Origin of the sequence: Bacillus sp. B-jedd, assembly GCF_000821085.1 — a bacterium.
GTDB lineage: Bacteria > Bacillota > Bacilli > Bacillales > Cytobacillaceae > Bacillus_D.
On the sequence record NZ_CCXR01000001.1, the window covers coordinates 3986668 to 4011780 of the forward strand.

General features: G+C 44.2%; 23 protein-coding genes. 6 read left to right on the forward strand and 17 right to left on the reverse strand.

The annotated features are described in order from the left end of the window. Positions 1 to 123 precede the first annotated feature (123 nt). The gene (gene wecB, locus BN1002_RS19480) at positions 124 to 1266 is read right to left on the reverse strand and encodes a non-hydrolyzing UDP-N-acetylglucosamine 2-epimerase (RefSeq protein ID WP_048827185.1); all 1143 of its coding nucleotides are present in this window, start codon (positions 1264 to 1266) and stop codon (positions 124 to 126) included. A 637-nt stretch (positions 1267 to 1903) separates the two neighbouring features. On the opposite strand from wecB, the gene BN1002_RS19485 reads away from it, so the two are divergent. After that, positions 1904 to 2392, forward strand: coding sequence for a sigma-70 family RNA polymerase sigma factor (locus BN1002_RS19485; protein WP_048827186.1), 489 nt, complete (start codon positions 1904 to 1906; stop codon positions 2390 to 2392). A gap of 204 nt (positions 2393 to 2596) precedes the next feature. On the opposite strand, the gene BN1002_RS23900 is transcribed toward BN1002_RS19485, so the two are convergent. After that, positions 2597 to 2761 (reverse strand): YwzD family small protein, encoded by a 165-nt coding sequence (locus BN1002_RS23900; protein ID WP_156129732.1) that lies wholly within the window; start codon positions 2759 to 2761, stop codon positions 2597 to 2599. Between the two features lie 632 nt (positions 2762 to 3393). Here BN1002_RS23900 and BN1002_RS19490 point away from each other — a divergent pair. Together BN1002_RS19490 and BN1002_RS24295 are read left to right on the forward strand one after the other, a co-directional pair. Beyond that, positions 3394 to 5010, forward strand: coding sequence for an SWIM zinc finger family protein (locus tag BN1002_RS19490; RefSeq protein ID WP_048827187.1), 1617 nt, complete (start codon positions 3394 to 3396; stop codon positions 5008 to 5010). A gap of 89 nt (positions 5011 to 5099) precedes the next feature. Continuing rightward, positions 5100 to 8324, forward strand: a complete 3225-nt coding sequence (locus tag BN1002_RS24295; RefSeq protein ID WP_048827188.1) for a DEAD/DEAH box helicase — start codon at positions 5100 to 5102, stop codon at positions 8322 to 8324. A 112-nt stretch (positions 8325 to 8436) separates the two neighbouring features. On the opposite strand, the gene BN1002_RS19500 is transcribed toward BN1002_RS24295, so the two are convergent. Both BN1002_RS19500 and BN1002_RS19505 read right to left on the reverse strand, forming a co-directional pair. After that, complete coding sequence (locus tag BN1002_RS19500) at positions 8437 to 8940, reverse strand: DUF3916 domain-containing protein (protein WP_048827189.1); 504 nt, start codon at positions 8938 to 8940, stop codon at positions 8437 to 8439. A gap of 122 nt (positions 8941 to 9062) precedes the next feature. Then, positions 9063 to 9485 (reverse strand): hypothetical protein, encoded by a 423-nt coding sequence (locus BN1002_RS19505; RefSeq protein WP_048827190.1) that lies wholly within the window; start codon positions 9483 to 9485, stop codon positions 9063 to 9065. Between the two features lie 719 nt (positions 9486 to 10204). Here BN1002_RS19505 and BN1002_RS24395 point away from each other — a divergent pair. Further along, complete coding sequence (locus BN1002_RS24395) at positions 10205 to 10336, forward strand: hypothetical protein (protein ID WP_269429811.1); 132 nt, start codon at positions 10205 to 10207, stop codon at positions 10334 to 10336. Between the two features lie 256 nt (positions 10337 to 10592). On the opposite strand, the gene BN1002_RS19515 is transcribed toward BN1002_RS24395, so the two are convergent. The 7 genes from BN1002_RS19515 to BN1002_RS24300 all read right to left on the reverse strand — a co-directional run bounded on the left by BN1002_RS19515 (position 10593) and on the right by BN1002_RS24300 (position 18108). Beyond that, entirely contained in the window at positions 10593 to 11399 is an 807-nt protein-coding gene (locus BN1002_RS19515; protein ID WP_048827192.1) for a response regulator transcription factor, read from the reverse strand. Then, positions 11392 to 13098 (reverse strand): sensor histidine kinase, encoded by a 1707-nt coding sequence (locus BN1002_RS19520; protein WP_048828078.1) that lies wholly within the window; start codon positions 13096 to 13098, stop codon positions 11392 to 11394. Before BN1002_RS19520 ends, BN1002_RS19515 begins: the two co-directional genes overlap by 8 nt. 24 nt (positions 13099 to 13122) lie before the next feature. Continuing rightward, positions 13123 to 14778, reverse strand: a complete 1656-nt coding sequence (locus BN1002_RS19525) for an ABC transporter permease (RefSeq protein WP_048828080.1) — start codon at positions 14776 to 14778, stop codon at positions 13123 to 13125. Then, a complete protein-coding gene (locus BN1002_RS19530) occupies positions 14762 to 15877 on the reverse strand; it encodes an ABC transporter ATP-binding protein (protein ID WP_048827193.1) in 1116 nt (371 codons plus the stop codon). The genes BN1002_RS19525 and BN1002_RS19530 overlap by 17 nt, the downstream gene beginning before the upstream one ends. Positions 15878 to 15902: 25 nt before the next feature. Then, entirely contained in the window at positions 15903 to 16934 is a 1032-nt protein-coding gene (locus tag BN1002_RS19535) for an ABC transporter substrate-binding protein (protein WP_048827194.1), read from the reverse strand. Positions 16935 to 17309: 375 nt separating this feature from the next. Continuing rightward, the gene (locus BN1002_RS19540; RefSeq protein WP_048827195.1) at positions 17310 to 17537 is read right to left on the reverse strand and encodes a hypothetical protein; all 228 of its coding nucleotides are present in this window, start codon (positions 17535 to 17537) and stop codon (positions 17310 to 17312) included. Beyond that, positions 17524 to 18108, reverse strand: a complete 585-nt coding sequence (locus BN1002_RS24300) for a single-stranded DNA-binding protein (protein WP_231575066.1) — start codon at positions 18106 to 18108, stop codon at positions 17524 to 17526. Before BN1002_RS24300 ends, BN1002_RS19540 begins: the two co-directional genes overlap by 14 nt. Before the next feature lie 260 nt (positions 18109 to 18368). Here BN1002_RS24300 and BN1002_RS19550 point away from each other — a divergent pair, with 260 nt between their 5' ends. Continuing rightward, positions 18369 to 18797: a YwpF family protein gene (locus tag BN1002_RS19550; RefSeq protein WP_048827196.1), complete on the forward strand. Its 429-nt coding sequence runs from the start codon at positions 18369 to 18371 to the stop codon at positions 18795 to 18797. 91 nt (positions 18798 to 18888) lie between these two features. On the opposite strand, the gene BN1002_RS19555 is transcribed toward BN1002_RS19550, so the two are convergent. Then, positions 18889 to 19185 (reverse strand): hypothetical protein, encoded by a 297-nt coding sequence (locus BN1002_RS19555; RefSeq protein WP_048827197.1) that lies wholly within the window; start codon positions 19183 to 19185, stop codon positions 18889 to 18891. Between the two features lie 394 nt (positions 19186 to 19579). On the opposite strand from BN1002_RS19555, the gene BN1002_RS19560 reads away from it, so the two are divergent. Continuing rightward, positions 19580 to 20779: an amidohydrolase gene (locus tag BN1002_RS19560; RefSeq protein WP_197072825.1), complete on the forward strand. Its 1200-nt coding sequence runs from the start codon at positions 19580 to 19582 to the stop codon at positions 20777 to 20779. 171 nt (positions 20780 to 20950) lie between these two features. Here BN1002_RS19560 and fabZ read toward each other — a convergent pair whose 3' ends face one another. The 5 genes from fabZ to BN1002_RS19585 all read right to left on the reverse strand — a co-directional run bounded on the left by fabZ (position 20951) and on the right by BN1002_RS19585 (position 24788). After that, positions 20951 to 21388: a 3-hydroxyacyl-ACP dehydratase FabZ gene (fabZ, locus tag BN1002_RS19565; protein WP_048827198.1), complete on the reverse strand. Its 438-nt coding sequence runs from the start codon at positions 21386 to 21388 to the stop codon at positions 20951 to 20953. A gap of 82 nt (positions 21389 to 21470) precedes the next feature. Then, positions 21471 to 21758 (reverse strand): DNA-directed RNA polymerase subunit beta, encoded by a 288-nt coding sequence (locus BN1002_RS19570; protein ID WP_048827199.1) that lies wholly within the window; start codon positions 21756 to 21758, stop codon positions 21471 to 21473. Between the two features lie 316 nt (positions 21759 to 22074). Next, a complete protein-coding gene (locus BN1002_RS19575; protein ID WP_048827200.1) occupies positions 22075 to 23076 on the reverse strand; it encodes a rod shape-determining protein in 1002 nt (333 codons plus the stop codon). 144 nt (positions 23077 to 23220) lie between these two features. Next, positions 23221 to 23493: a sporulation transcriptional regulator SpoIIID gene (spoIIID, locus tag BN1002_RS19580; RefSeq protein WP_048827201.1), complete on the reverse strand. Its 273-nt coding sequence runs from the start codon at positions 23491 to 23493 to the stop codon at positions 23221 to 23223. A 500-nt stretch (positions 23494 to 23993) separates the two neighbouring features. Continuing rightward, a complete protein-coding gene (locus tag BN1002_RS19585) occupies positions 23994 to 24788 on the reverse strand; it encodes a nucleotidyltransferase domain-containing protein (RefSeq protein ID WP_048827202.1) in 795 nt (264 codons plus the stop codon). Positions 24789 to 25113 lie beyond the last annotated feature (325 nt).

The following is a 25113-nucleotide window of genomic DNA, read 5'->3' on the forward strand; positions in this document are numbered from 1 at the left end:
CTAGGTCTCAAGACGTAGATAGATTAGATTGAAAAAGCCTCGGCCAGGATTGGCTGAGGCTGTTCAGCATGTATTCAATTGAAGATAGGGTGTTTTTTCAAACGTCCGCTTCTTTTGCAAAAATTATTCGAAGTCTGCAGGGCGGTCTTTTTTGAGATTAAAATGATATGAAATTGCTTCCACAATCCGGGAAGACGCCAGTCCATCCCCATAAGGATTCGATGCTTTGGCCATTTTCCGGTAAGCTTCCTCATCGGAAAGCAGCTCATCAGCAAGCCGGAAGATTGTCTCTTCCTCCGTTCCGGCAAGCTTTAACGTCCCTGCTCTTACCCCCTCGGGACGCTCGGTTGTATCCCGGAGCACCAGGACCGGCACACCAAGTGAAGGAGCCTCCTCCTGCACCCCTCCCGAATCCGTCAAAATCAAATGGGCTCTCGCAGCGAAATTATGAAAATCTATTACATCAAGAGGTTCAATTAAATGAATCCGATTATTTTCTCCCAAAATCCTCCCTGCTATCTCCCTGACAACAGGGTTCATATGGATCGGATAAACAACCTGGATGTCTTTATGCTTTTCGACTAACCGGCTGATGGCACTGAACATGTTTTCCATCGGCTTCCCGAGGTTTTCCCTCCGATGCGCCGTCATCAAAACAAGCCGGCTGTCTCCAAGGGAGTCAAGTACAGGATGGGAATACGTTTCCTTTACCGTTGTCTTTAAAGCATCTATCGCTGTATTTCCGGTAACGAATATCGTTTCCGCTTTTTTATTTTCTGCAAGCAGGTTCTCTTTTGACTGGGTGGTTGGAGAAAAATGCAAATCAGCGATGACACCTGTCAGCTGCCGGTTCATCTCTTCCGGATAAGGCGAGTACTTGTTCCATGTCCGCAGGCCAGCTTCGATATGGCCGACAGTGATTGAGTTATAAAAAGCAGCCAGGCTCGCCACAAAAGTCGTTGAAGTATCCCCATGAACGAGGACGATATCAGGCTTCGTTTCCTGAAAAACTTTCGTTAGCCCTTCCAGGCTGCGAATCGTTACATCCGTTAATGTCTGGCGGTCTTTCATTATATTCAAATCATAATCAGGGGTAATCCCAAAAATGGAAAGCACCTGGTCAAGCATCTGCCTGTGCTGCGCTGTCACCGCGACAACCGGCTCAATCTGATCGGGATATTTCTCAAGCTCCTTTACAAGCGGAGCCATTTTAATCGCTTCCGGCCGTGTACCGAAAACAGTCATTACCTTTATCCTTCGCGCCATAGTATGTATACGCTCCTCAATTGTTTTATCCCATTCCTTTTCTTTATTATATCTTCCTTCTATATGAATTCAATTTATCGGTGGATATGTGGCGATTGATTCGGGTTTATTCGCTATTTCAACGGGTTTATCATCCAATTCCAGGGGTTTATTATCCAATTCCAGAGGTTTATTATCCAATTTCGGAGGTTTATTATCCAATTTCGCTGGTTTATTATCCAATTCCAGGAGTTTATTATCCAATTCCGTTGGGGTAGGCTTCGTTTCTGCCGGTTGGCGGCACTCCAGCTAGTTTTGCGCGAATTCATTTGGTATATGTGCCAATCCGCTGAGGGTATGCGTGGATCCAGCGGGTTTATGCGCCATTCCATAATCCGAGCGCTTCTCCCGTATCAAAAAGAGGTCCTCTTATTTTGATCAGTAATAAATACGAAATTTTTGCAAAATGGCCGAAAAGTGACTTTCCACACTGTTTTTGTGTTTGTTTTGCAATAATCCCCCCGTTGAAATGGCTTTTTTTAACGTAAATCTGCCTTCAAAATTGAATTATCACGATTCGCCAAACAATTCCGCCAGCAGTATGGTGAAGTTACCCGGGAATACATTGGCAAGCGCGCTTTCCTGAAAGGAACCGCACGTGGATTATTTCGACAAGATTGCAGACAAATATGCACCGATGATTTACAGCATTATCCGCTCGCTTCATATTTATAAGAACAAGGAGGAGTTTTTCCAAACGGGCCTGATCGCCCTTTGGGAGACTTCGAAGAGCTTCGATGCTGGAAAAGGCAATTTCAAAGGGTATGCGTACCGCTACATTAAAGGCAGGATGATGACCGAACTCACAAAAATGAATACGATTGCCGACCGGACGGTTTATCCGAAAGAAGAATTCTGGGAAATGATTGAAGAACCACAATTACAAGAATCTCTTCCGGTTCAACTGATCCTCTCTTATTGCGGCGATCTCACTCCTAACCAGAAGAAGTGGGTGCTCTATACGTGCCTGGAATTTTTATCAATCAAGGAAATTGCCGATAGGGAGAATGTCAGTATTTCCGCCGTGAAAAGCTGGCGTAAAGGCGCAAAAAAGAGAATCTCGGAAGGATTGGAAATCCTCGACTGATTTTATTGAGGAACGATGCCAGAAAGAGGATATTTAAATCCATGGAATCCCGCTTCCTTATCTGGAATAATATATCTGAAGGTATTTAACAGGAAAAAAGAGGAATTAAGAGGTCCCATACATTTAACTAAATAAAAATAACTATATTAATATAATTTTAAGCAAAAATAATAGAAGACCTCCAGCGGAAGTCTTCTATTTTTTCTATATAGTCTCCGATTGTGCCATCGGCATGCTTTTAAGGTCTGCTTTCAAGTCTTCTATCATTTTCATAGAAGTCATCTGTTCTTCTTTGATTCCTTTTTCATAGGCTCTTTTTAAAATTTCAAGGAAAATGCTCTTCTCCTCTTCCATATCGAGTCCTTTCACTTCTCCAAGTCTCCTCCTTTTTCGATCGTTTTCCCTATTTTATTAAATTTTTTGTCAAATGTAAATGAATTTCCAAAAATTATCTATGTGACAAATTTATGACAATATTTCCAAGGGAAGTGATCATGAACAAGATTTATATTTCGTCCTGCTTATTTACCCAAACTAGACGGCAACAAAACTGGCAATCAGAAGGGAATTATTCTTATTAACACTATAATAAAATAGTTTTATGTTAATAGTTGAACAAAATAAAAAGTAGATAATTTGGAAATAGCAAGTAATAGATTGATAGGATAAGGCTAAAATCGAATGAAAAAAGAGGATGAAAAACCAAAAAAACGAGTGAATGAGAAATGAATCAAAAGACAAATCCGAAAACAACAAAGTCAAATAAGAGGTAGGAGTCCAACTTAGGCGTAATTTTGGGTATAATAAAAGAATATGGATTTTTTGATTAAAACGGCTGGTTGTCAATGCCGTTTGACTTATATTGTTTGGCGTGGACTTTGTGATGCAGGCGGGTTGAGCGTGATGGATGCTGCGCACCGCGGTAGGCACTGGGTCTATCCGGTTCCGGTGCAGACGGCTGGGAACAAGGTTCATTTTGCACGAAGAGGAGGTGTTTGTTGATGCGGCATGAAGGGCTGGCGATGGCGGCTGATCACTTGGCGGATATGTTGTCGCCGAATTTCGAGGAGGATGCTCGGCTGATGCAGAAGGGGATGCTTCTGTACAGGCAGGGGATGGTTTCGCAGCTGCGTGTGGAGGAGGAAACGGTGACGGCGGCGGTGCAGGATGTGGTGCCGGTGAGGGTCACGCTTGAGTTGACGTTTATGGAGATGAGTGAGTGTTCGTGTCCTGCTCACGGGATTTGCCGGCATCAGCTGGCGGTGTTTTTCGCGGCGTATGGCCGGGAAGGCAGTGTGGCCGAGTGGCTTGAAGAGTGGCGTTATCCGATGCTTGAGAAAAAGGCTGCTTCGGTTTGGGGGCTGAAAACGGCTCGTGATCTTGTGAAGGCCAGCGGGAAGGTGGAGCCTGATTACCGCTTGTGGCTGGTGTCGTTTTCGTCAGGGTTTAATTCGATTATGAGGTCGAAGAAATATGTGAATCCGTATGTGGTTGGCGACCTTTTCTCGATGTATTGGCTGCGTTTGCGGGCTGATTCGCCTGCAGGTGAAGAGTGGCGGCTTCTTTATGAGCTTTCCGCAGTTGTATTTTCGATCAAGGAGCTTGCCCGGCTTGGCGCGGAGCTCGGACATACGAATGAAATGGTCAGCCGGTATTATGCCCATCTGTTTTCGGAGCTGGAGGAGGACGGAATCAGGCTCGGCGAGAAGCTGGGCGGCCGGGCGCTGCCTCTTGGGTCCGAACCTTTCCTTGCGGCGCTAAGGGAGGATGTCCGCGAGCTGCTGACAGGTGTAAATGGATTTTTCAATGAGCGGTTGTATTTGTACATGGGCCTTTGGACGGTTCTGTTCAAAAGCAGGCCACAGCTTGAAGATGAGCTTGCGAAGGTAAGAGATGCTTCTTCCGTTGCGGAAGGCGAAGCGGGTCTTGCGCTGGCAATCGCCGATATTCACTTGAATGTGATGCTCAAGAATGATGCCGAGGCGCTTGGCAAGCTTGCCGATGTGGAGACCGAGCTTGCCGGCCAGTTCCTTGTCTATTGGGTTGACAGGCTGTCGGCGCAGAAGGATTGGGGCCGGTGCGGGCCTTATGTCGAGCAGCTCATCCAGAAGTTGAAGGAAACGGTTGCGGCGGTCGCCGGATATCAGCGGCGGTCCCAGTTTGTGAAGACTGTGCTCGAAACGGCCATCCCTTATACTGAAGCAACTGGACGGAGCGAATTATCTGAGAGGCTGCTCCAGCAGGCACTTCCTTATAGTTACTATGATTATGGGAGTTTGCTGTTTGAGCGCGGCGATTTAGCGAAGTGGGCTGATTTGCAGGCTTTCATGGGCTATTCGTATGCCGATCTCCCTTCCGCCCGGCTGAAGGTGCTTGAGAAGGAGTATCCTGAAATTGTGATCTCGATGCTCCACCAGTCGGCGGCAAAGCAGATTGCGTCGAAAAACCGTCCTGGTTACAAGAACGCGGTCCGCATGCTGAAGAAGCTCAGGACACTCTATAAAAAGCAAAAGCGGCTCGCTGAATGGGAAGCCTTTTTGGAAACGCTGCTTGAGCGGACGAAAAGGCTGCGGGCCTTCCACGAGGAATGCCAGAGGAGCAAGCTGATTGATGCTTAGCGGGCATTGGTTTTTAAGGATTGTGCGGACCGTATTTGCAAAAGGGACAGACTTCAAGCCTGCCCGGAGGCTAAAGGAGAACACAATGTATGGTTAATGAGCCGTTTATGAAACTGTTTTTGACAAAAAAGAATAATGGCTATTTGCTTGCGGCGAAAGGGGCTAATGGGCATTGGCTTTCAACGGAGACATGGAAGTTTCCGCTGTTCAGCCGCCATCCCGAAAGCTATTACGGGGCCTTCATTGATCCGGTGAAGGTTGACGGGATGGAAATGCTTGAGTTGAATGCCTGGCAGCTCGTCACTTTGTTCGCGCGTGAATCCTTCAACCGCTTTTTTGATTGGGATTGGGATGAGGCGTCGGAAATCTGCCTCTCTTCCGCCCACGTCCTTTATGAAAGCATTTTGGAAAAGGAGTGGCTCCCCGATTTCAAAGCGTGGGAGGCGGGAACGTTCCGTTGGAGGCTGCCTTCAAGGGTGCGCGAAGAGTTCGACAGTTCCTTTTGGGAGCAGGGGCTGTCAGTGGAAGGGTTCGGCCTTGGCGGAACGGCTGCACTTCATTCAACAGCTGCGGACGGCGGGCCTTCCGGTGAAGACGAGGCTGGTTTACTCGGGGTTCGGCATGACTTGGCACAGATTACGGCTTATGACTTCATCGAGGATTTGTATAATCTCGCCCTCGACGCTTATCTGACCCGGAACAAAGAAATGCGTGAAGTGTTTGGCCCGAAGCTTGAACTATTGGAAGGCAGCAACATCCCGGCGGCGACGTTGGCCCGTTATTTTGACGAGGAAAAGTGGCTCGAGTGGGCAGGCATCAAGGAAAACCCGGCGCCTTTTTCGATTGGCCTCCGGCTTGATGAGCCTGAGGACGGCGAAGGCTTCTGGCTGCTCGAGATGTTCCTGCGCGGAAAACGGAATCCGGACGAATTATACCGGATCGATGACCCGGCTGTACCGAAGTCATGGAAGCCGTTCGTGGAGACGGCTTATCGCGAGGAGGAACGCTGGGTTGCGTTGATTCCCTCCCTCGGGGTTTATGACAGGCTGAAAACCTCGCTCTCTGAGGAAGAGGCATGGGTGTTTTTGACGGAATCAAGCGAAGTTCTCGTCGCGCTCGGCGTCGAAATTCTCCTGCCTGGCTGGTGGGAAGCGATGAAAAAAGCGAATATGCGTGTCAAGGCGTCCGTGAAGGGCACTTCCAGCAACCGCCCTTCCTTCGTCGGCTTGGACGCGATGCTCGATTTCAACTGGCGCTTTTCGATGAATGGCGTTGACTTAAGCGAGGATGAATTCCGCTCGATGGTCGAGGACAAACGGCGCCTCGTCTATGTGCGCGGCCGTTGGGTCAAGCTCGACCCCGCCTTCATCCGCCAAATCCAGGAGATGATGAAAAAGGCCGAAAAAGAAGGCCTCCATGTGCGCGACCTGCTTGAACAGGAACTCACCGAGGAGCCAGAAGGCGATGACCTCGAAAACCCGCGCGCTTTTGCCAAAATCCAAATTGAACTAAACCGGCAATGGAAACAAATGATGAAACAGCTCCGCGAAATCAATGAAATCCCTCTCGTCCCTGTGCCTGACGGGCTGAACGGCACACTCAGGCCGTACCAGCAGCTTGGCATGAGCTGGCTCCTGTTCCTGCGGCAATTCGGCTTCGGCGCCATCCTTGCCGACGACATGGGCCTCGGGAAAACGATCCAACTCATCTCCTGCCTTCTCTCGGCAAAAGAAAAAGCCGCGGAAGAAGCCGGCCCTGCGAAGAAGGCGCACAGAAAATTGAAGGCGGAAGAGACGCCGGATTCGGCGGAAGATACGGATGGTGGGGTCCGGGCCGCCAGCAAGGAAGACTTGGCGCCATCACTCATTATCTGCCCGACATCAGTGCTCGGCAACTGGCAGAAGGAGCTGGAAAGATTCGCGCCGGAACTTCGCGTCCATCTTCATTACGGGTCAAGCCGGCTGAAGGGCGAAGCTTTTGCCGAAACAGCGGCTGGCCACGATGTTGTCCTGACTTCCTATGGGCTTACCCATCTTGATGAAGAGGAATTCAGCCAGATTGAGTGGGATACGATTGCGATTGACGAGGCGCAAAATATTAAGAACGCGCAGACGAAGCAGTCGCGCGCGGTCCGGAAGCTTCGCGGCCGCCACCATATCGCCCTGACCGGGACGCCGATGGAGAACCGCTTGTCCGAGCTTTGGTCGATTTTTGATTTTACGAATCACGGTTATCTCGGTTCAATCGGCCAGTTCCAGAAGCGGTTCGCGATTCCGATTGAAAAGGAAGAAAACGCCGAGAAGGTCCGTGAGCTGCAGGCGCTGATCAGGCCGTTCCTGCTGCGGCGGACAAAGAAGGATGAAGAAGTCGCCCTGAATTTGCCTGATAAGCTCGAGCAGAAGGAATACTGCCCGCTCACAGCCGAGCAGGCGTCCTTGTACGAGCAGCTTGTCCAGGATACGTTCACCCAGCTTGAGAAGCTGACCGGTTTTGAGCGGAAAGGCATGATTCTCCAGCTTTTGAGCAAGCTGAAGCAGCTGTGCAACCATCCGGCGCTTTATTTGAAGGAATGGGGTACGCTTGCTGCAGGGACTGTCGGTGGAGGCGGAGATGAGCTTGCCGGAGTGCCTGCGAATCAGATGGGAGCTGCGGATACGGCCGCGGAGGTTCCCGGCGGGAGTGGTGGAACGGCGGAGTCTGGCCGGAGGGATGGGAAATCAGTTCCCGAGCGGAAGAACGATGCGGAGGTTCCAAATAGGACGGCCGGCTCGGCTTCTTCCCGGAACCTGGTGTCCCGTTCGGCAAAGATGGAAAAACTGGTCGAGCTCATCGACGCCGTGCTTGAACAAGGTGAAAGCTGTATCATTTTCACCCAGTATCTCGATATGGGTGAAATGATCCGGTCGGTGCTTAAAGCCAAGTTCGGAATTGACGCTCCATTCCTGAACGGTAGCGTCCCGAAAGCGAAGCGCGATGATATGATTGAACGGTTCCAAAATCACGAATTTCCTGTTTTCTTGCTCAGCTTGAAAGCGGGCGGAACGGGTCTTAATTTGACTGCGGCCAACCACGTGATCCATTATGACCGCTGGTGGAATCCGGCTGTCGAAAACCAGGCGACCGACCGCGCCTACCGGATCGGCCAGCAATTGTTCGTCCATGTCCATAAGCTGATTTGCACAGGCACGCTCGAAGAGAAAATCGATGCGATGCTCGAGAAAAAACAGCACCTGAATGACCAGGTCATCCAAAGCGAAAACTGGATCACCGAACTATCGACGGACGAGTTGCGTGATCTTGTTCTTTTGAAATAGGATTTATTGCCGGAAAATTGGCATGCAAACAAGCTCCGGGCCATTGAAGCTCGGAGCTTGTTTTGTATTGTTTTGTGGTTCATAAGAACCTTTATGTTTAAGTGTATTAGTATTATTTCAATTCTCCAATAAACCATAACTCGTTTTCAAATGAGCCGTCCTCATCTTTAACTTCTAGATTAAACCGTTTAATATCAAAAAAGCTTGGGATGGATAGATGATATTCAATAGCGATATCTCCTTCCCCCTGTAGCGGGGTCCACTTTTGGTATCCATCATTTCTTTCAAAAAAGAATTGAAAATACCTATCGTCCTTAAACACAATGATTTGGGAGTTCCATAGGTCCGTTGCATTTATCAATACTACAACACGAAGGGTTTCTTCAGTTTTCGGCTTTATTGTCACTAAATGCTGGGCCCTTTCCAGTAATTTGTTGATGCAAAGTCGCTTTATTCCCATAGGTGTTTTCTTTGAGTTAATAAAACCGCCTACTGGTAGTTTCATTTCCCAGTACCCACCATAAAAGTCAGCTGGAAACTCAATAGTGTTATATTCTATTCTTTCCAACATTTTTTTCGTTTTTCTTTTTAACCCCCGCACCTTTTTAGTCCGCATTTTTTCTCCTGTAAAAATATTATTCTTGTTCAATTAAAAGCACGTTAACCTTCGACCCACCGTACCAAAAAAGGAATTATTGATTTTGTTTGTAACTTTTAAACGCTAAATACCAATGTGGCTTATTGTCCTGAACTAGGACTTATTGTTTTTCCTATTAAAATTTGTTCAACAAAAGGCAGTTTGCCATTCTTTATTGATTCAATAATTTCTTTCGTCATTTCTGCTCCTGATTTTTTGGCACGTACAATGGCTACTCCAGAAGTAGTGGAGTTTGCAGGCAATCTTACTATCCCAATTTTAGTAACAAGAGCAGTTTGAATGTAGGCAGGCAAAACCAATGTAAAGTAAGATTCTTCATCACTATTATTCCTAATTTCGTATTCCCATTCTAATTGTAATTGGTCATCAAGTTCTGTTATTTTACTTTTAGATTCAGTGATTTCATATGGTTTTTCTTCATCACTACATCCTGAAAGAAGAATAATCATTAAAAAAAGGAGAATGGACCATTTTAATATTTTTGGTAAGGACTTGCTATCCATAATATCCCCCACAGTTTTTCTTAATTTTACCATTTTTTGATAATTTCTTCACCCTGTAAATCGTGGACTTCCAGCTAGTTTACGCACCAACCCACCGAGATATCCGCCATTTCAACAGGTTAAAGTGTCAATCCGAAGGGTTGTTTTGCACGGTGCCCCCCTGGCTCTGATTTCATCTATTCTATTTTGCGGTGAACAGCTCCTTGCTTTCTGCTATGGCCTGCGGCTTTTTTTTCTCATTGGCGCAGACTTTAGTTTTCGGTCTTGTGGTTAAGTACATACTTGTATTACCTTTTTTGACTATGAAATTTTTCAATATATTCAGCATTGCTTCAGGGGAAATTGGATGTTGCATGGGTGATAGGATGAGTGAGTTTGGTGTGATGGAAAGCTGGATGGACCCTGGGGATGAAGTTCTTAAGGTGAGGTTCGAAGTTGAAGAGTTTTTGCTTGGATAAATGAATTGGTACGCATTTTTCATATCAGCTGCGCTGATGGGCAGCGACAGGCTGACCGCATCAGAAAAACTGGGGAGCTGTTGGATGCTTAGGATGTTTTTCTTGCTTTTCTTTCCTACGAAAGCGAGAACTGTGTCATCGTCTATTGGCATGGGCGTACACCTCTTCAAAGGATTTGCTTCTATCTTAGTATATTAACAGCGACAAGCCAACCTATTTTTTCCAAATTAATTCAATGACAAGAAAAATTTGGAATGTTTTATGATTCAAAATGAACAGGTGCTGAAATTGATTCTCCTTGAATTGTATGTACTGTCGCCGAAACACCGCGCGCAATTGTTGGAGAAGTTTCTAGTCGAGGTTAAGTACTTAAAGAAGTTAATGAACAAGTAAAAACGGAAAAGGCCGCTGGATTGGCAGTTCAGCGGCCTTTTCTATATAACAGGGGGTTTTGGGAATAGTATTCCCATTCAACAGAGTTTTATTCTTATTTTGGAGAGTTTTTTATATCTTCGGAAGAAGACTCTTACAATAAAGTCATCAACCATTGTCTTTCCATTATAATTGCCGAAAAAGCCGTTAAGCACTGAAGACAAACAAAACCGTTCATTGGATGGTCCTATTTTGATATTGAGAATATAATTCTTCTTTACTTTCCTTTTAAGTTATTCTGGCTTCTAAAATACTCAAGCATCTCACTTGGTAGTACACGGGTATATTTTTTAAAAACATGGCTGAAGTAACGATAATTATAAAAGCCTACATCCAGCGCAATCATCGTTATCTTATCTTCCCCAATTTTAAGCCGCTCGATGGCCATCTGCACCCGATAACGATTGAGAAATTCGTTAAATGTGTAGCACGTTTGTTCCTTAAATTTTTGGTTCAGGTAGGTCACACTCATATCGAGTTTCGGGACAAAATCCTGGATGGAGATTTTCTCTCTATAATGCTCTTTTACATAGTCTATAATATAGGATACGTATTTGGATGTTTTCGAAGAATGGCTAAGGACCATATGATTTATCACATTGATATCTTCTATTGAAGATAAATTACTATGGATATATTCATATTCTTTTTTCTGTTTAAGGGTTTCTTTCGCCCTTTCAACCGCTTCGAGCAGCTCCCCATGATCGACAGGCTTCAGTAAATATTCACTTACCCCTAGTCTGATCGCGCTTTGGGCATATTTAAAGTCATCATATCCCGATATGATGATGGTGCTGAATGAATATACTTTCACCGTCTCTTCAAGCATCTCAATTCCATTCTTAATGGGCATATTCACATCCGTAATAACAATATCCGGCCTCAGGCTTCCGATCTTTTCGACTCCGTCCTGCCCATCCACGGCTGATCCAACTATGACACAATCAGCTTTTAGCCAGTCCATAGTAAACTTTAAGCCATTTCTTATCATGTCTTCATCTTCAACAATTAATATCTTATACATGAGACCACTCCCCTTTATGCAGCGGAAGCATAATTTCTACCGTAGTTCCATGACCATATTCACTGTTTATGGTTAATCCATAGTCTTCGCCAAATAAGAGAACTAGTTTCCTATGGACATTATAGAGCCCGAAATGTTCGAGTGTACTATCCGGGTTCGATAACCAGCCATTAATCCTTTTCAATTGCTCCTCCGTAATCCCGCCTCCATTATCAGAAACAGTCAGGACGATTTTATCAGAAATAATCTCCCCTTTTATCCCTATAGTCAGGTGTGAATGGTTGCGGAAGCCGTATTTAATCGAATTCTCGATTACGGGCTGAAGCAACAACTTTGGGATTACCGTGTTCCTGATTTCATCGGGGACGAGGATTTCGTATTCTAGACGGTCATTGAATCTCATTTTATGCAGTTTTAAATAGTCTTCAATATAGTTTAAATCTTTATCCAATTTAACATTAGGTACTCCATTATTTATGCTGTACCTTAATAATTTTGAAAGAGTGATAATGATTTCCTGAGCCATATTTGTATTTAACAGCAACGTGTAGCGCAATGTCTCCAATACATTAAACAAAAAGTGAGGGTTGAACTGGCTTTGCAGAAACTTTATTTCGCTCTTCCGCTGAATTTCTGCCAACTCCTTGTTCTTCGTATCCAAATGATTTAAATTATCGAGCATTGTATTGAACTTATTCGCCAATACCTCAAATTCATCTCCAGAGTTAATCTCGACATAGGCATTCTTATCTCCGGTCTGCAAGCGTGATACTGCTGCGAGTAGCTTTTCTATTGAATGGGCATTTTTTGACGACATCTTTTCTGCTAAATGTTTCACCAAATAGTACAGGACGCAGCTTACAATGACTATAAATACTAGGTAAATTAAAATGAAGGCGTTGTGCGTTTTTGTTGTTTTTAAAACATAGACCTTAAAATTCGGATCCGTGCTTTTTTCGCTGATAAAAAAAGTCGCATCTTTAATGTCCACATAGGAATCCGAATTGTTGCTGTATTGAGGTCTGAATTTGTTTATTAATCCTTTAACCACACTGTTTGTGGAAACAATAATTGTATCATAGGAATCTGTAATAACTGATATATCGGCATTTTCTGCAAAAATCAAATTCAAAAAGTCTTCTTCATATAATTGAAGAATAGAATAACCAATGACTTTGTTATTTTTCACAATGGCTTTGCCCATTGTCAGTACCGTGACTTTGCCGTGTGAATATTGATTCTTCCCTGCATCGATGAGGATTTCCTTTGGATTCTTCGCCATCCGGTGGATCACACTTCTGATATTTTCGTTGACAGCTTTGCTTGTTAAGTTAGCGCTGGTTAATAAAACATCCCCGTTTTCATCAGCGAGATGGAAAATACTGCGCACTTTCTGTTTGTTATTAAACGAATAAAATTCCTCATACACGAGATTACTTTGGGCATGAAACTCCAGGTATTCCATTACCGCCGGGTGCTCTGTAATCTTTTTTAACTCCTCTGTATAATTTTTGCTAACAAGGGAGATTTCTTTGTCTATTTTCCCCGCTGCCTGATTTGCTTCATGAACAAGAATTAATTTAAAAATGATAATCGTAAAAAAGAAAAAAAGAACAATGAGAATAGAAATAGGAATGACAGTATATTGAAGAAAAAGAGATTTCGTAGCTTCTTTAAAATTTCTCTTTTTACCCTTCATATCTGTCATTCCTTCTAAATTCAACTATAGTGAAATCTCTTTTTTCCCAGTAAGCTTAAAGAATATCAATAGTGATATAACGGTTATGACAGAAAGAATGGTAGCCAAAGCGGCTGCCGTTCCATAATTTCCTCTTATTACTTCCGTATAAATGGCTATGGTCATTGTTTTCGTACGGGCAGTATAAAGAATAATCGAAGTACTCAATTCACTGATTATTGTTACCCAACTCAAAATCGCTCCAGAAATAACTCCTGGCAGCATCATTGGCAAGGTTATCCTGAAAAATGTTTTAATATTGGATGCCCCCAGGCTAATTGACGCCTCTTCAATGCTAGGGCTTATCTGATGCACAATGGCGGCACTGGAACGGATCGTATAAGGAAGCCTTCTAATGACGAATGAAATAACTAGAATAGCTGCAGTTCCGCTTAGCAGCAGCGGTCTGCTATTAAAGCTAAGAAGAAGGGCGATCCCGAGTACTGAACCTGGCACAATGTATGGAACCATTGTAATCACATCAAGACCATTCGTCAAAGGGTTCCTTCTCCTTACTGTGACATACGCAATAAGGATGGCTATCAAAACAACAAAAACTAATGCTGTAAAACCAATAGCAAACGTATTCATTATCGCATCTCCAGCACGGTCAAATGCCAGCCTGAAGCTCTCCAGGGAATATCCCTCCACAAATATTCTTCCGGATGTTTTTAGAAAGGCAGTGTACATTACGTAACCTTGCGGCAGAATCGCTAATGCTAAAAAACCATAAACATATAAATGAGCCAGGACATTTTTAAAGCCGGTTTCCTTTTTGGCTGTTATCGGTCGTAGAGCGCTCATTGAAAATGACTTTTTATTTGAGATGTATTTTTGCAAGAGAAAAACAAGAATGGCGAAAATAATAACTATTACGCTGATGGCAGCAGCGAAACCATCATTTCCTCCCATTTCACTTATAAATTCGTTGAATATAAGGACCGGGACGGTTTTGTATCCTTCCCCAATTAGCATAGGCGTACCAAAGTCAGCTAATGCTCTCATAAATACAAGAAGAGAACCGGCAAGCAGCGTTGGCATTACCAAAGGTATAATGACTTTGAACATTTTCCTTATACCTGTTACCCCGAGACTTTCTGCTGCTTCCAATAGCGAACTGTCGATGCTTTTTAAGGCACCCATCAAATACATATAAACCAAAGGGACCAACTGCAATGTCAAAACAAGCAATATGCCTGTAAAACCGTATATGTCCGGGGTCGAGATATGAAGGAAGTCCTTCATAAAATTTGTAACAACCCCATTTCTTCCCATCAATAAAATCCATGAATAGGCACCGATAAACGGAGGTGCCATGGAAGAAATTAAAATTAAAATCTGGAGATATACTTTTCCTTTAATTTGGAAGGTGGTCATTATATATGCAAGCGGGGTCGCCAATATTACTGTTAATATTGTAACTGAAATTGTGACTTTCAGACTGTTGAGTAAGGCACCATAATAATACTTTTTACTGAAAAACAGAATGAAATAATCCAATGACAGCTTATTGCCATCCCCCGAGGTGAAGCTTTCCTTCAACAGGGTGAATAACGGAAAAACAAGTAAAATGATGTAAAAAAGGAATATTACCGTCGTAATAATTGTCCAGACGTCTCTCCTATTAGATCTGCTCGACATCATTAATAACTCCCTTTGTAATATTCATTTCACTTTCATAATCAAAAACATTTATTTTTTCTTTTTTTATCTGAAGGCCCACCTTACTTCCCGGCTCCAGTATACTTTCCATGGATGATTCCTGAATTAGTTCCAGTTGTTCACCGTTTTCCAATTTCACAAAGTAGTGTGTATTCAAACCTAAAAACATACTGCTTAAAACAGTGGCTTCCATCCCGTCCTTTGGTTCACACATGGTGAACTCTTCTGGCCGTATAGATACTTTTACCGTATAGGGAGTATTTTCTCCGGACCTTTTTAAATTTTCTAATTCAATCGTATAATTATCATCCATTTTCAAAATATGTTTGCCATTCACAGGCTGGATGGTTCTTTCGATAATATTTGTTCTGCCGATAAATGTTGCTACAAACACATTTGCCGGCCGATGGTAAATATTTTGTGGAGTACCTACCTGCTGAATGAACCCCGATTTCATAACAGCTATTCTGTCAGAGACAGCCATGGCTTCCTCTTGATCATGAGTTACATATACAGTGGTGATACCAATCTTTTTCTGAATATCCTTTATGGCATTTCGCATATCGACACGCAGTTTTGCATCCAAGTTAGATAAAGGTTCATCCATTAACAGCACATCAGGTTCAATTACAACTGCCCTGGCAAGTGCTACACGCTGTTGCTGCCCACCGGATAAATTTTCAGGCAAGCGGTCTTTGTACTGTGAGATTTGAACGACATCAAGAATATCGTTGACTCTTTTTTCAATCTCCGGCTTTGAAATCTTTCTGTTTGTAAGGCCAAATGCGACATTTTGCTTAACTGTTAAATGAGGAAAAATGGCATAGTTCTGAAATACCATTCCTATGTTTCTATTTTGCGGTGATTTATTATTGATAACCTCTTCATTAAAGTAAATCTTTCCGCCTTCAATACTATTAAATCCCGCTATCATTCTTAAAAGTGTTGTTTTACCACATCCAGATGGACCAAGCAGAGTGAAAAATTCACCCTGCTTAATATCCAGTGACAGCGAGGAAATAACAGTATTGTTGTTGTATTTTTTTATTAAATCTCTAATTTTGATTGCAATGCTCACTGTTATTCACCTACTAGTCTATTGTTTATTCCTGCGCATTCGTAAAAGTCTCTACATATTTCTGTACGATTTTGTCTCTGTTATTTTTCACATAGTCTTCGTCTTCTTTAATGAGTGTGATTTTTTCTAGTGGTGCCATGTGATCACCAAGCTTCGCATCTTTCCTTAAAGGCCGGTTAGTCAATTTGGTTCCAAGTGCATCCTGGGCTTCTTTTGACGTTATAAAATCAACAAACTTCTTGGCATTTTCAAGGTTTTTGGCACCTTTTACAATTTCCATACCCGCATCCAAAAATACAGCACCCTCTTTAGGGTAAACAATTTTCACCGGTGCACCATCCCTTACATAGCTTGCAGAAGGGTCTTCGTATGTCAGCCCTACAACATATTCACCATCAGCCACACCTTTGTGTACTGCACCTGATCCACTGGCTACTTTACCATCAAGGTTTTTAATGAGCTTCTCTACATAGTTCCAACCTTTTTCCGAGTTGTAATCCCCACCCATTGCCAATAGCTGATTTGTCAGTTGAGCAAAAGCAGAGCTGGAGCTTGCAGGATCTGCGGCAGCAATTTTCCCTTTTAATTTAGGGTTAAGCAAATCCTCATACCCTTCAACTTTAATGTCGCCAATTAAATCCGTATTAACTAGGATTACACTTCCATCAGCCACGTAAGGAGTCAAAAATCCATCCACATTTTTATGGTCATCAAGCATATTATCATTGTGCTTTGACACGTACTCCTCGAACAAATCCTTGTAACCTAGTGCCTGGGCTTTGCTTCCGCCAAACATCACATCAGCATAAGGATTTTCCTTTTCAGACTCAATACGTTTTATCAGTTCTCCCGTTCCAGCGGAAACAAGTTCAACCTTAATCCCAGTATCTTTTTCAAACATCGGGATCAGTGTGTTAATCATGTCTTCACTGTTTGGGGAATAAACTACCAATTTCTTAGACTCTTTCTTTTCTCCTCCACCGCTTTTTTCCCCGCCACATGCGGCCAATGAAAGAATTAGGGCAAGAGCAGCAAATATGCTAATAACTTTCTTCATTTGAACCCTCCTCGTAAAAATAGTAAAAATAAAGCTTATAATCAGAATAAATTTCATAGAAAGCGTTTACAATTACTAATTCAACAACTTTGTCCATTATTCGACACTATGTGAAACTTGTTCATATTTCTCTATTTCAACCTCTTATCCATGTAAAACATCATTTCCTATTAATTGGTATCATTTTCTTGTTGCCCAATAGAATTTTTTATAGAAAAGAGGAAAATGTTCCGAACTCTAATGAAGCCTTGGAACCGTCCCTTCTGCTTCAAAAAAAATACCGGCTTTGTGGGCCGGGTGAATGTGTGGGGCTGTTTGCGGGGGCTGGTTTGTTTTTATGTTGTTTTGGGAGATATATTTTGTGTTGCGTGGTACTCATAGATGGATGAGGAACCTGGTTTCTTTGATGGGTGGTTCGGGCAGGGGGTAGGGTCCTCGGCTTTCGGATTTGGATTCGGTTTCGTATTCGGCAAGCCTGTTTTCGAGCAGGGCGACCCGTTTATGGAGGGTGCTGACATGCTCGTTCGTTTTGCCGGTCATTTTAATCAGGCTTTCGAGAAGATGCTCGAGGCTGTCGACGACATTGCTTTTATAGCGATCCAATCGGGAGTTCCTCCTTGGCCGGCTGGATGGTTTCTGTTCTTTCAAAAGAAAAGGCATGTGCCGGGGCCTGTTGGGGAGGCTGAACTTGATGCGAAGGCTGATGTTGAGGCGGCGGCTGGGGTGCTTCGGGATGAGGGTTTGGATTTTCATAAGGATGGTGTGCATGCTCAGGTGTATAGAAAGGGAACGGCTCTTGCGCCGGGGCAGGTTCCATTCTTTGCTGATCTGCTGCCCTCCGTTCACCATCTGCCGGTCTGCTGCTTAAAAAACGGATTGACTCTGCGACAACCTCGGTGACATAAATGCGCTTCCCGTCCTGATTGTCATAGTGGCGTGTCTGGATCCGCCCGGTTATGCCGACTACGGATCCTTTCCGGCAATATTGGACTGTATTTTCGGCGGCTTTTTTCCATAACGTACACTGGACAAAATCAGTGTCAATTTCCCCGTGATTGTTCCTGAACGAGCGGTTCACTGCAAGGATGACATTGGAAACACAATGTCCTTCTGTCGTTTTTTTCAGTTCTGGGTCTTTAGTTAGCCGGCCGACGAGCGTAACTTGGTTAATCATCTTTCCAACTCCTTTCTTGATGGCTTCATCATAGCGCTGCCTGAGCGGGAAAGTAAAATCGCTAAAAGTACATTTTTCGTGTTATTTCCCGGGAAAAACTCATATTTCCTTAAGCGAAAAAGCGATTTTAGGTTGGTTTTTTGCAAATGATGGGCGATTTTGCCAGTGGATTACATTTTTTTCGACAATCGCCGGGAAGATGCTCGGACGGAGAATATGGTATAATACAGACAAATTCTGTTGGCTGGAGGGAAGCTTGAATGAAAACCTTTAGACTTGTTAGCCTGGGGATTCTCGATAACGAGGATATAGTAGAAATCCCCCTGGAAAGCGGACTGATTATTAACAAAGAAGATGAAAAGGCCAACTGGCTTCTTGAGGCTTATACGGACATTTCCTATTATGACTATTTCAAGAATCTTGAAGAAAAAGAAAAAGAGTTCATCGTCCAGGCGATTATTACAAACAGCGAGAATGACCCCGCGTTTTTCCAAACAAGGCTATGCACGCTGAAAAAGTTTGAACGGCATATCAGCGTCCTCCTGGAAGGCCGGCTCAGGAAAACGAGAACCGATTACGCTGAACTGCTCCTTGGCCAGCTGCTGGACAAGGGGCTTGATGGAAATGTGCTCCTTGATGAGTTCAGGGATCAGTTAAAAAAGAAACCAAAAATTAAGCCGCCGCGCTGAGCGGAGTTTTGCACTGAGTGCCCTAATGAGCGGGTCTTGACAAGCATGGCAGTGGCGCACAATAAAAAGTGAAGCGTGATGCTTCACTTTTTTAATCCCGCCTTTTATTTTCGTTCAAATCGAGCTTGTTGCCGTTATTGTCCCTCATCAAGCCTTCATCGCGGTTCGGGTTTACCCTGCCTTTATTGTCGGTATCCTCGAGAAGTCCGTCCTCATCGACCCGCCCATCATTTTTTATGTTCGGATCGTTATTCTGAGGTTCCCTTTGGTCATTATGGATTTTATCCTGCGGAGGCGGATTCTGTTCATCATCATTTGTTCCGCAGCCTCCTAGAAGGAAAACAGAACAGACCATGCCGGCGATTAAAATAAACAGCTTGTTTTTCATAATAAAAAGCCCCTTTCACTTTGGTTGCTCTGGCCGTATTTAAATTACAGCCTCCTGTTAGCATGCCCCAAAATTGAAAAAAGCTCTGATAAATCCTTTCTGCGCAAAAAATAAAACATACAGTGCCAGTTCCCGTCTAGGTGTCATTCTATGCGGCACTGTATGCTTAAACTTGTACTACTAAATACACCTTCTCCAATGAAATAAACCATCTATTTGCAAAATGAGGCTAAATACCCATAAAAATAGAAACCCCAAAGAAGACGAGAAACTAGGATAACAATCCTTATTGTTTCCCGAATAATCTGTTATAATTTTTCTTATTTAATCTGAGTCCGCATTACGGGTTTTGAATTTTCTTTTGCAAAATAAATGAACTGTTGGAGGAATCACCTTGAGACCGATTGCTGAATTGAAGAATTTATTTGACGAAGGACTTGCGAAAAATCGCAACATCGCCCATGCGTTAAATTATGATCTTGCCGACAATCCCGAGTTGTCAGGCGTTGAATATGAGTCATGCAGGAAGTTTGTGAAAATCTGCCGGGAATACGGGATGGCGGTAGAAGAGAATTTCGCAGGCATTCCAACCGCGTTCCGCGCTCAGGCGGTCCGTGTGGAAAACCCGATTGGGAGGATGGCTATTCTTGCTGAATATGACGCGCTTCCCGACCTTGGCCATGGCTGCGGCCATAGTGCGAGCGGGAGCTTAAGCCTGCTCACAGCGCTCGCCCTACATGAGATGGCTGAGGAACTGAAGGTTGATGTAGATTTGATCGGCACCCCGGATGAGGAATTGCACGGAGCAAAAGTCGCCATGGTAAACGAAGGCGTTTTTCATGACTACGATTTTGCGATGATGATCCATATGAATTCAAATACGACATTTCCTTCAGTCAGGTTCCTTGCACTCTCCACCTTCCGTGTGAAGTTTTTCGGAAGGCCGACCCACGCTTCCGCCACACCTTGGGAAGGAAGAAATGCGCTTAACGGAGCCATTTTGGCCATCAATGCTTTGGATATGCTGAGGCAGCAGGTAACAACGGATACACGGATTTCCTACTATATTGTCAATGGCGGTAAGGCGTCCAACGTCATTCCTGATTTTTCGGAAATCGAATTGGTTCTCCGCCATTCCAGGCAGGAAGAGCTCGATGCCGTTGTCGAAAGAGCAATGAATTGTATTAAAGGGGCCGCGCTTGCAACGGGTACGGAATATGAAGTTGAAACGCTTGGCTATCCATTCAGCGATATGGTTTTAAACGAGCCTGGCATTGACGTCATCCGCTCTGTGATGGACGATCTGAATGTCCCTTATCAAGAAGACGATGGGACAATGCTCGGCAGCTCCGATATTGGCAATGTGAGCCATGTATGCCCAGCTTTCCACCCGATGCTCGCCACCTCGAACCAGTATTTCCCGCTTCATACACAACAAATGGTCGATATGATGAAAAGCGGGAAGGCGAAGGATATCATTGATACCGGCGCCCGGATTATTGGCCACACGTTGCTGACGATCATGGCAGAACCTGAAACGTTTAAAAAAATCAAAGAAGACTTTCAAAGGAACACACAAACCCAATCCATGTAATGGCGGGTTGTGGAGTTCATGTATGCATGAAAAAACCCAATCTGCGTAAGATTGGGTTTTTGCGTTTATTGCATTCCTATGTGCAGGCTAATTGGCTTAGGGCAAAAGTTTTGCAGGAAATACCTATCGAACTATTCAGTCGCCCTTTCTTTTGCCCGGCCTGTCCGTTGTTTATTTTTTCTCGTTATCAATGATGGCAAACATGATTTCCGTTTCGCAGGCAATTTCGCCGTTAACTGTGGCGATGCCTTTGCCTTTTCCCATCGGCCCGCGGAAACGGAGCATTTCAACCTCAAGGCGAAGCTGGTCGCCAGGGTAAACCTGCTTTTTAAAGCGACAGTTATCGATGCCAGTGAAGAAAGCCAGCTTCCCGCGGTTCTCCTCACGCTTCAGCATCGCGACCGCGCCGACCTGTGCCAGCGCTTCAACGATGAGCACGCCTGGCATGACAGGAAAATCAGGAAAATGACCGTTAAAGAACTCTTCATTGGCACTGACATTTTTCAAGCCTACCGCCCGCTTGCCTTCTTCCACCTCGAGAATTTTATCAACGAGCAAAAATGGATAACGGTGAGGAATGATTTCTTTAATTTGTTTAATATCAAGCATTTTAGTACCTCCTCATAATATGAACCAGTAATTCCATTTTACTTTTTCTCCACAAAAAAAGGAAGGGTTTCCCCTTCCTGGCCTATTTGTTGACGACGAGATCGCGGATGTGCTGCCATGTGGATTCATTTAGGACATCCATCGGCTTTCCGTCCCCGAGCACACCATAGCCAAACATTGCCCCTCCGACCGCGCAAAGTGCAATCAGCAGGGCAAAGAGAATGATCCGCAGCCAAATGGGGATAAGCCGAATTCGGATCCGCTTTCTTTCCGCTGAAGCTGGGACTGTTTTCTCCTTTTTCTCACGGTTCGCCTTTTTATATTGTTCCCGTGACTTTGGCTCCTGATGCTTATATGTTGTAGAAGACATAATTTACTCCTTTTAACGGCGGCCTTCTATCTAAATGCCCGGCCCGCCCCTTTTTTACAAAATAATGACAAAAATCTTTTCTATCTTTATACCTATTATAAGAAAAAAATAAAAATTAAACAGCCTTTTTTGCAGAAAACTGTTAAAAACAGCCTATTTGCAGGAATTTTGCCTAAAAAAACGGTAAAACACGGCTATTCAGCGAAATAAAAAGAGCCTGGCGGAAACAAACAGTTTCAGCCAGACTCCATATTTTTCACTTTTATCGTTTATAATTGGCAGCCAAGTGCCCCAAGCTAATCAAATCTGCGTTTGATTATCCTAATTTACGTCTTGCAATCCGATCAATATTATCAAGCATGATGCCTGTCCCGATTGCGACACAATCCATCGGGTTCTCGGCGATCAGAACCGGTACCTTCAACTCTTCCGCAAGCAACTGGTCAATACCGTGCAGAAGGGCACCGCCTCCTGTCAGGATGACGCCGCGGTCGATAATATCAGCGGAAAGCTCCGGCGGAGTCCTTTCAAGAACACTCTTGGCAGCCTGAACAATTACGGCCACCGATTCGTGAAGCGCCTGCTCTATTTCCTTGGAATGGACGGTAATCGTCCTTGGAAGCCCGCTGACCATATCACGGCCGCGAATTTCCATTGATTCATTCCTGGAGCCAGGGAATACAGTCGCGATATTGATTTTAATATCCTCCGATGTACGTTCCCCGATCAGCAGCTTGTATTCGCGTTTAATATAGCTGAGAATTTCCGCATCAAATTTATCGCCGGCCATTTTGATAGAGGAGGAAGTAACGATATCACCCATGGAAAGAACGGCAACGTCTGTTGTTCCTCCGCCGATATCGACAACCATGTTGCCGCTTGGCTGGAAAATGTCCATGCCGGCGCCAATCGCGGCCACTTTCGGCTCTTCTTCAAGATAGATTTTCTTGCCGCCGCTCTTTTCGGCTGCTTCCCTGATCGCTTTTTGCTCGACGCTCGTTACGTTGGTCGGGCAGCAGATCAGGATGCGTGGTTTCGATAAAAATCCTTTAACATCAAGTTTATTAATGAAATATTTAAGCATAGCTTCTGTAACATCGAAATCTGCGATGACGCCATCCTTTAACGGCCTGATGGCAACAATATTGCCCGGTGTACGGCCGACCATGCGGCGGGCTTCCTCGCCGACTGCGAGCACCCTGTTCGTATTTTTATCAATGGCAACGACCGACGGCTCATTCAAAACAATTCCACGGCCTTTTACGTGAATCAGCACGTTAGCCGTACCCAGATCAATCCCTATATCCCTTGCAAACATTGCTTCTTTCTTCCTCCTTGAAAAACGGATTCCACATACTGTCCTAATTGCTTATTGTATCATAATGATTCCGTTTTCCATACCTTTTCCGGGCACTTCTGCAAAATTTTGACGAAATTTGTTAAATCTTTAGGAAGAAAGTTGTTATTTGACAGGCTCGCTTTCCGCCTCTTCTTTCTGGTACTTCATCTTCGTGGCTTCCCCGCCCCGTAAATGGCGGATCGATTTATGATAATCAAGGATTTCCTTCACTTCGTTTGCAAGCTCCGGACTGATTTCAGGCAATCTTTCTGTCAAATCTTTATGGACTGTACTTTTGGATACGCCGAATTCCTTCGCAATCACGCGAACTGTTTTCCTCGTCTCCACGATATACTTTCCAATCTTGATAGTTCTCTCTTTGATGTAATCGTGCACACCACTCGCCCTCCCTTAGGTTGGATGTGAGAAGTGTGAAATGAGACCCGCTTATCTCTTCGACGAAATACTGCCTTCCGCACCCACTCTTTTCAAAATCTTTTGACATAGGTGCCAGGTTCACCGGCCTCCAGATGTCTCTCCGGGTACGGCAGAAAGCATCCGCCCTTTTGCAAAAAAAGCGCTTCGCTTTCTGACCCTATAAGGTCTAAACAGATCCACAGCTAAATACACATAGTCCCCAAACGACTCTTCACCTCAAACACTCTCTTGTACAGGTTTGTAACAGTTTATTAGCTTGGATAGGCGAATATGCACACCGGACAAGGAGTGGCGGGAAGTTTTTCGAAAATTGGGCGGTTTGCCTGTGCGGAATGAGGAATGCTTTCACACAGAAATAGAGGGGAAGGGACTGTAAAAAGAGTTATGGAGGATGGAATTTCGCGCAAAAAAGCTGTTCCTCCGCATGAGGGAACAGCTTTACTTTTCCGGCATTAATTTTATTGCCAGGCTTCTTCGAGGATATCCCTGAACAGCTTATTCAATTCTGGGGTAGGGTCCTCAACCTTTAAATGCAGTGATTCCGCATAGTTTTCGAGCCTGACTAGTTCCCTGTCCAGGAATACGTTGATCACATCGATTCTTGTTTCAAGGTTCAGCTCATCCCCGGCCATTTTCCGTTTAAGCAGTAAATCAATTTCATTCTTCAGCGCGCCATCAGGCAAAAGCTCCTCAACCAGTGTCCGAAACTCCATCGGCGGAAAAGAGCCGCGCTCCTCAATCCATTTAGCCGCTAAAACCGGCCGAAGAACATAAAAGTACTTCTTGATTTTAACATTCTCGCCCTGAAGGTACTCCCGGTAGTTCCCTTTAGCCATATTTAAATAATGATAAATGCCCGAAACTGGCGAGAAAACAGCCTTGCTTAATTCGCTTAGCTTCTGAACCGCTGTGCCGGATTGATAATACACGATCCCAGACCTGAGCCATTCGAGTAAAGGCGGATTTGATTTTCTGAACAACCTCAGCGCCTTTGTCAGCTCCCAACCGCTTACATCCAGCAAGTCATCAACCGGAATGGAAATCCGGTCATGCTTCGGAACCTCAATCACATCCCGCTTTTTATCAATCGACAAATACCAATCCAGTTTATGCACATATAGAAAGCGGACATCATAATCACTGTCCTGTGACGGGAATCCCCATGCTCTGCTGCCTGATTCGCAGGCGTAGAGGATTTTGACATCGTGGTCCTTTTCAATCGACTCAAGCACATCTGTGATATGTTCTTTCATTTTCATGGCCCCCTTTTAATACGCTTTTTAGGCGTGCAGATTAACTAGTTCACCTTGTGTACTTCACTAGGTATTTAACTATGGTATTGTGCGGAAACCTAGTAGGGGTCTGACGCTTACTATAATTTGTAGTGAATTTTCACTAGTGATTATTGCCATGTTAAACGAAAGTTAACTAGTCCGCCTTGCGTACTTCACTAGTTACATGACTATATTTTTGGGCTAAAACCTAGTAGGGGTCAGGCCCTTACTATATTCGGCAAGTTTTGTAGTGAATTTTCACTAGTGATTATTACCATGTTAAACGAAAGTTAACTAGTCCGCC

Coding starts and splice junctions, on each gene's coding strand:
- fabZ (WP_048827198.1), bottom strand. CDS start 21,388: ATGCTTGATATTAAACAAATTAAAGAAATCATTCCTCACCGTTATCCA.
- BN1002_RS19490 (WP_048827187.1), top strand. CDS start 3,394: ATGCGGCATGAAGGGCTGGCGATGGCGGCTGATCACTTGGCGGATATG.
- BN1002_RS19535 (WP_048827194.1), bottom strand. CDS start 16,934: ATGAAGAAAGTTATTAGCATATTTGCTGCTCTTGCCCTAATTCTTTCA.
- BN1002_RS19575 (WP_048827200.1), bottom strand. CDS start 23,076: ATGTTTGCAAGGGATATAGGGATTGATCTGGGTACGGCTAACGTGCTG.
- BN1002_RS24395 (WP_269429811.1), top strand. CDS start 10,205: ATGATTCAAAATGAACAGGTGCTGAAATTGATTCTCCTTGAATTGTAT.
- BN1002_RS19585 (WP_048827202.1), bottom strand. CDS start 24,788: ATGAAAGAACATATCACAGATGTGCTTGAGTCGATTGAAAAGGACCAC.
- BN1002_RS19555 (WP_048827197.1), bottom strand. CDS start 19,185: ATGAAAAACAAGCTGTTTATTTTAATCGCCGGCATGGTCTGTTCTGTT.
- BN1002_RS19570 (WP_048827199.1), bottom strand. CDS start 21,758: ATGTCTTCTACAACATATAAGCATCAGGAGCCAAAGTCACGGGAACAA.
- BN1002_RS19515 (WP_048827192.1), bottom strand. CDS start 11,399: ATGTATAAGATATTAATTGTTGAAGATGAAGACATGATAAGAAATGGC.
- BN1002_RS24295 (WP_048827188.1), top strand. CDS start 5,100: ATGGTTAATGAGCCGTTTATGAAACTGTTTTTGACAAAAAAGAATAAT.
- BN1002_RS19550 (WP_048827196.1), top strand. CDS start 18,369: ATGAAAACCTTTAGACTTGTTAGCCTGGGGATTCTCGATAACGAGGAT.
- BN1002_RS19520 (WP_048828078.1), bottom strand. CDS start 13,098: ATGAAGGGTAAAAAGAGAAATTTTAAAGAAGCTACGAAATCTCTTTTT.
- BN1002_RS24300 (WP_231575066.1), bottom strand. CDS start 18,108: ATGATTAACCAAGTTACGCTCGTCGGCCGGCTAACTAAAGACCCAGAA.
- BN1002_RS19525 (WP_048828080.1), bottom strand. CDS start 14,778: ATGTCGAGCAGATCTAATAGGAGAGACGTCTGGACAATTATTACGACG.
- wecB (WP_048827185.1), bottom strand. CDS start 1,266: ATGGCGCGAAGGATAAAGGTAATGACTGTTTTCGGTACACGGCCGGAA.
- BN1002_RS19505 (WP_048827190.1), bottom strand. CDS start 9,485: ATGGATAGCAAGTCCTTACCAAAAATATTAAAATGGTCCATTCTCCTT.
- BN1002_RS19500 (WP_048827189.1), bottom strand. CDS start 8,940: ATGCGGACTAAAAAGGTGCGGGGGTTAAAAAGAAAAACGAAAAAAATG.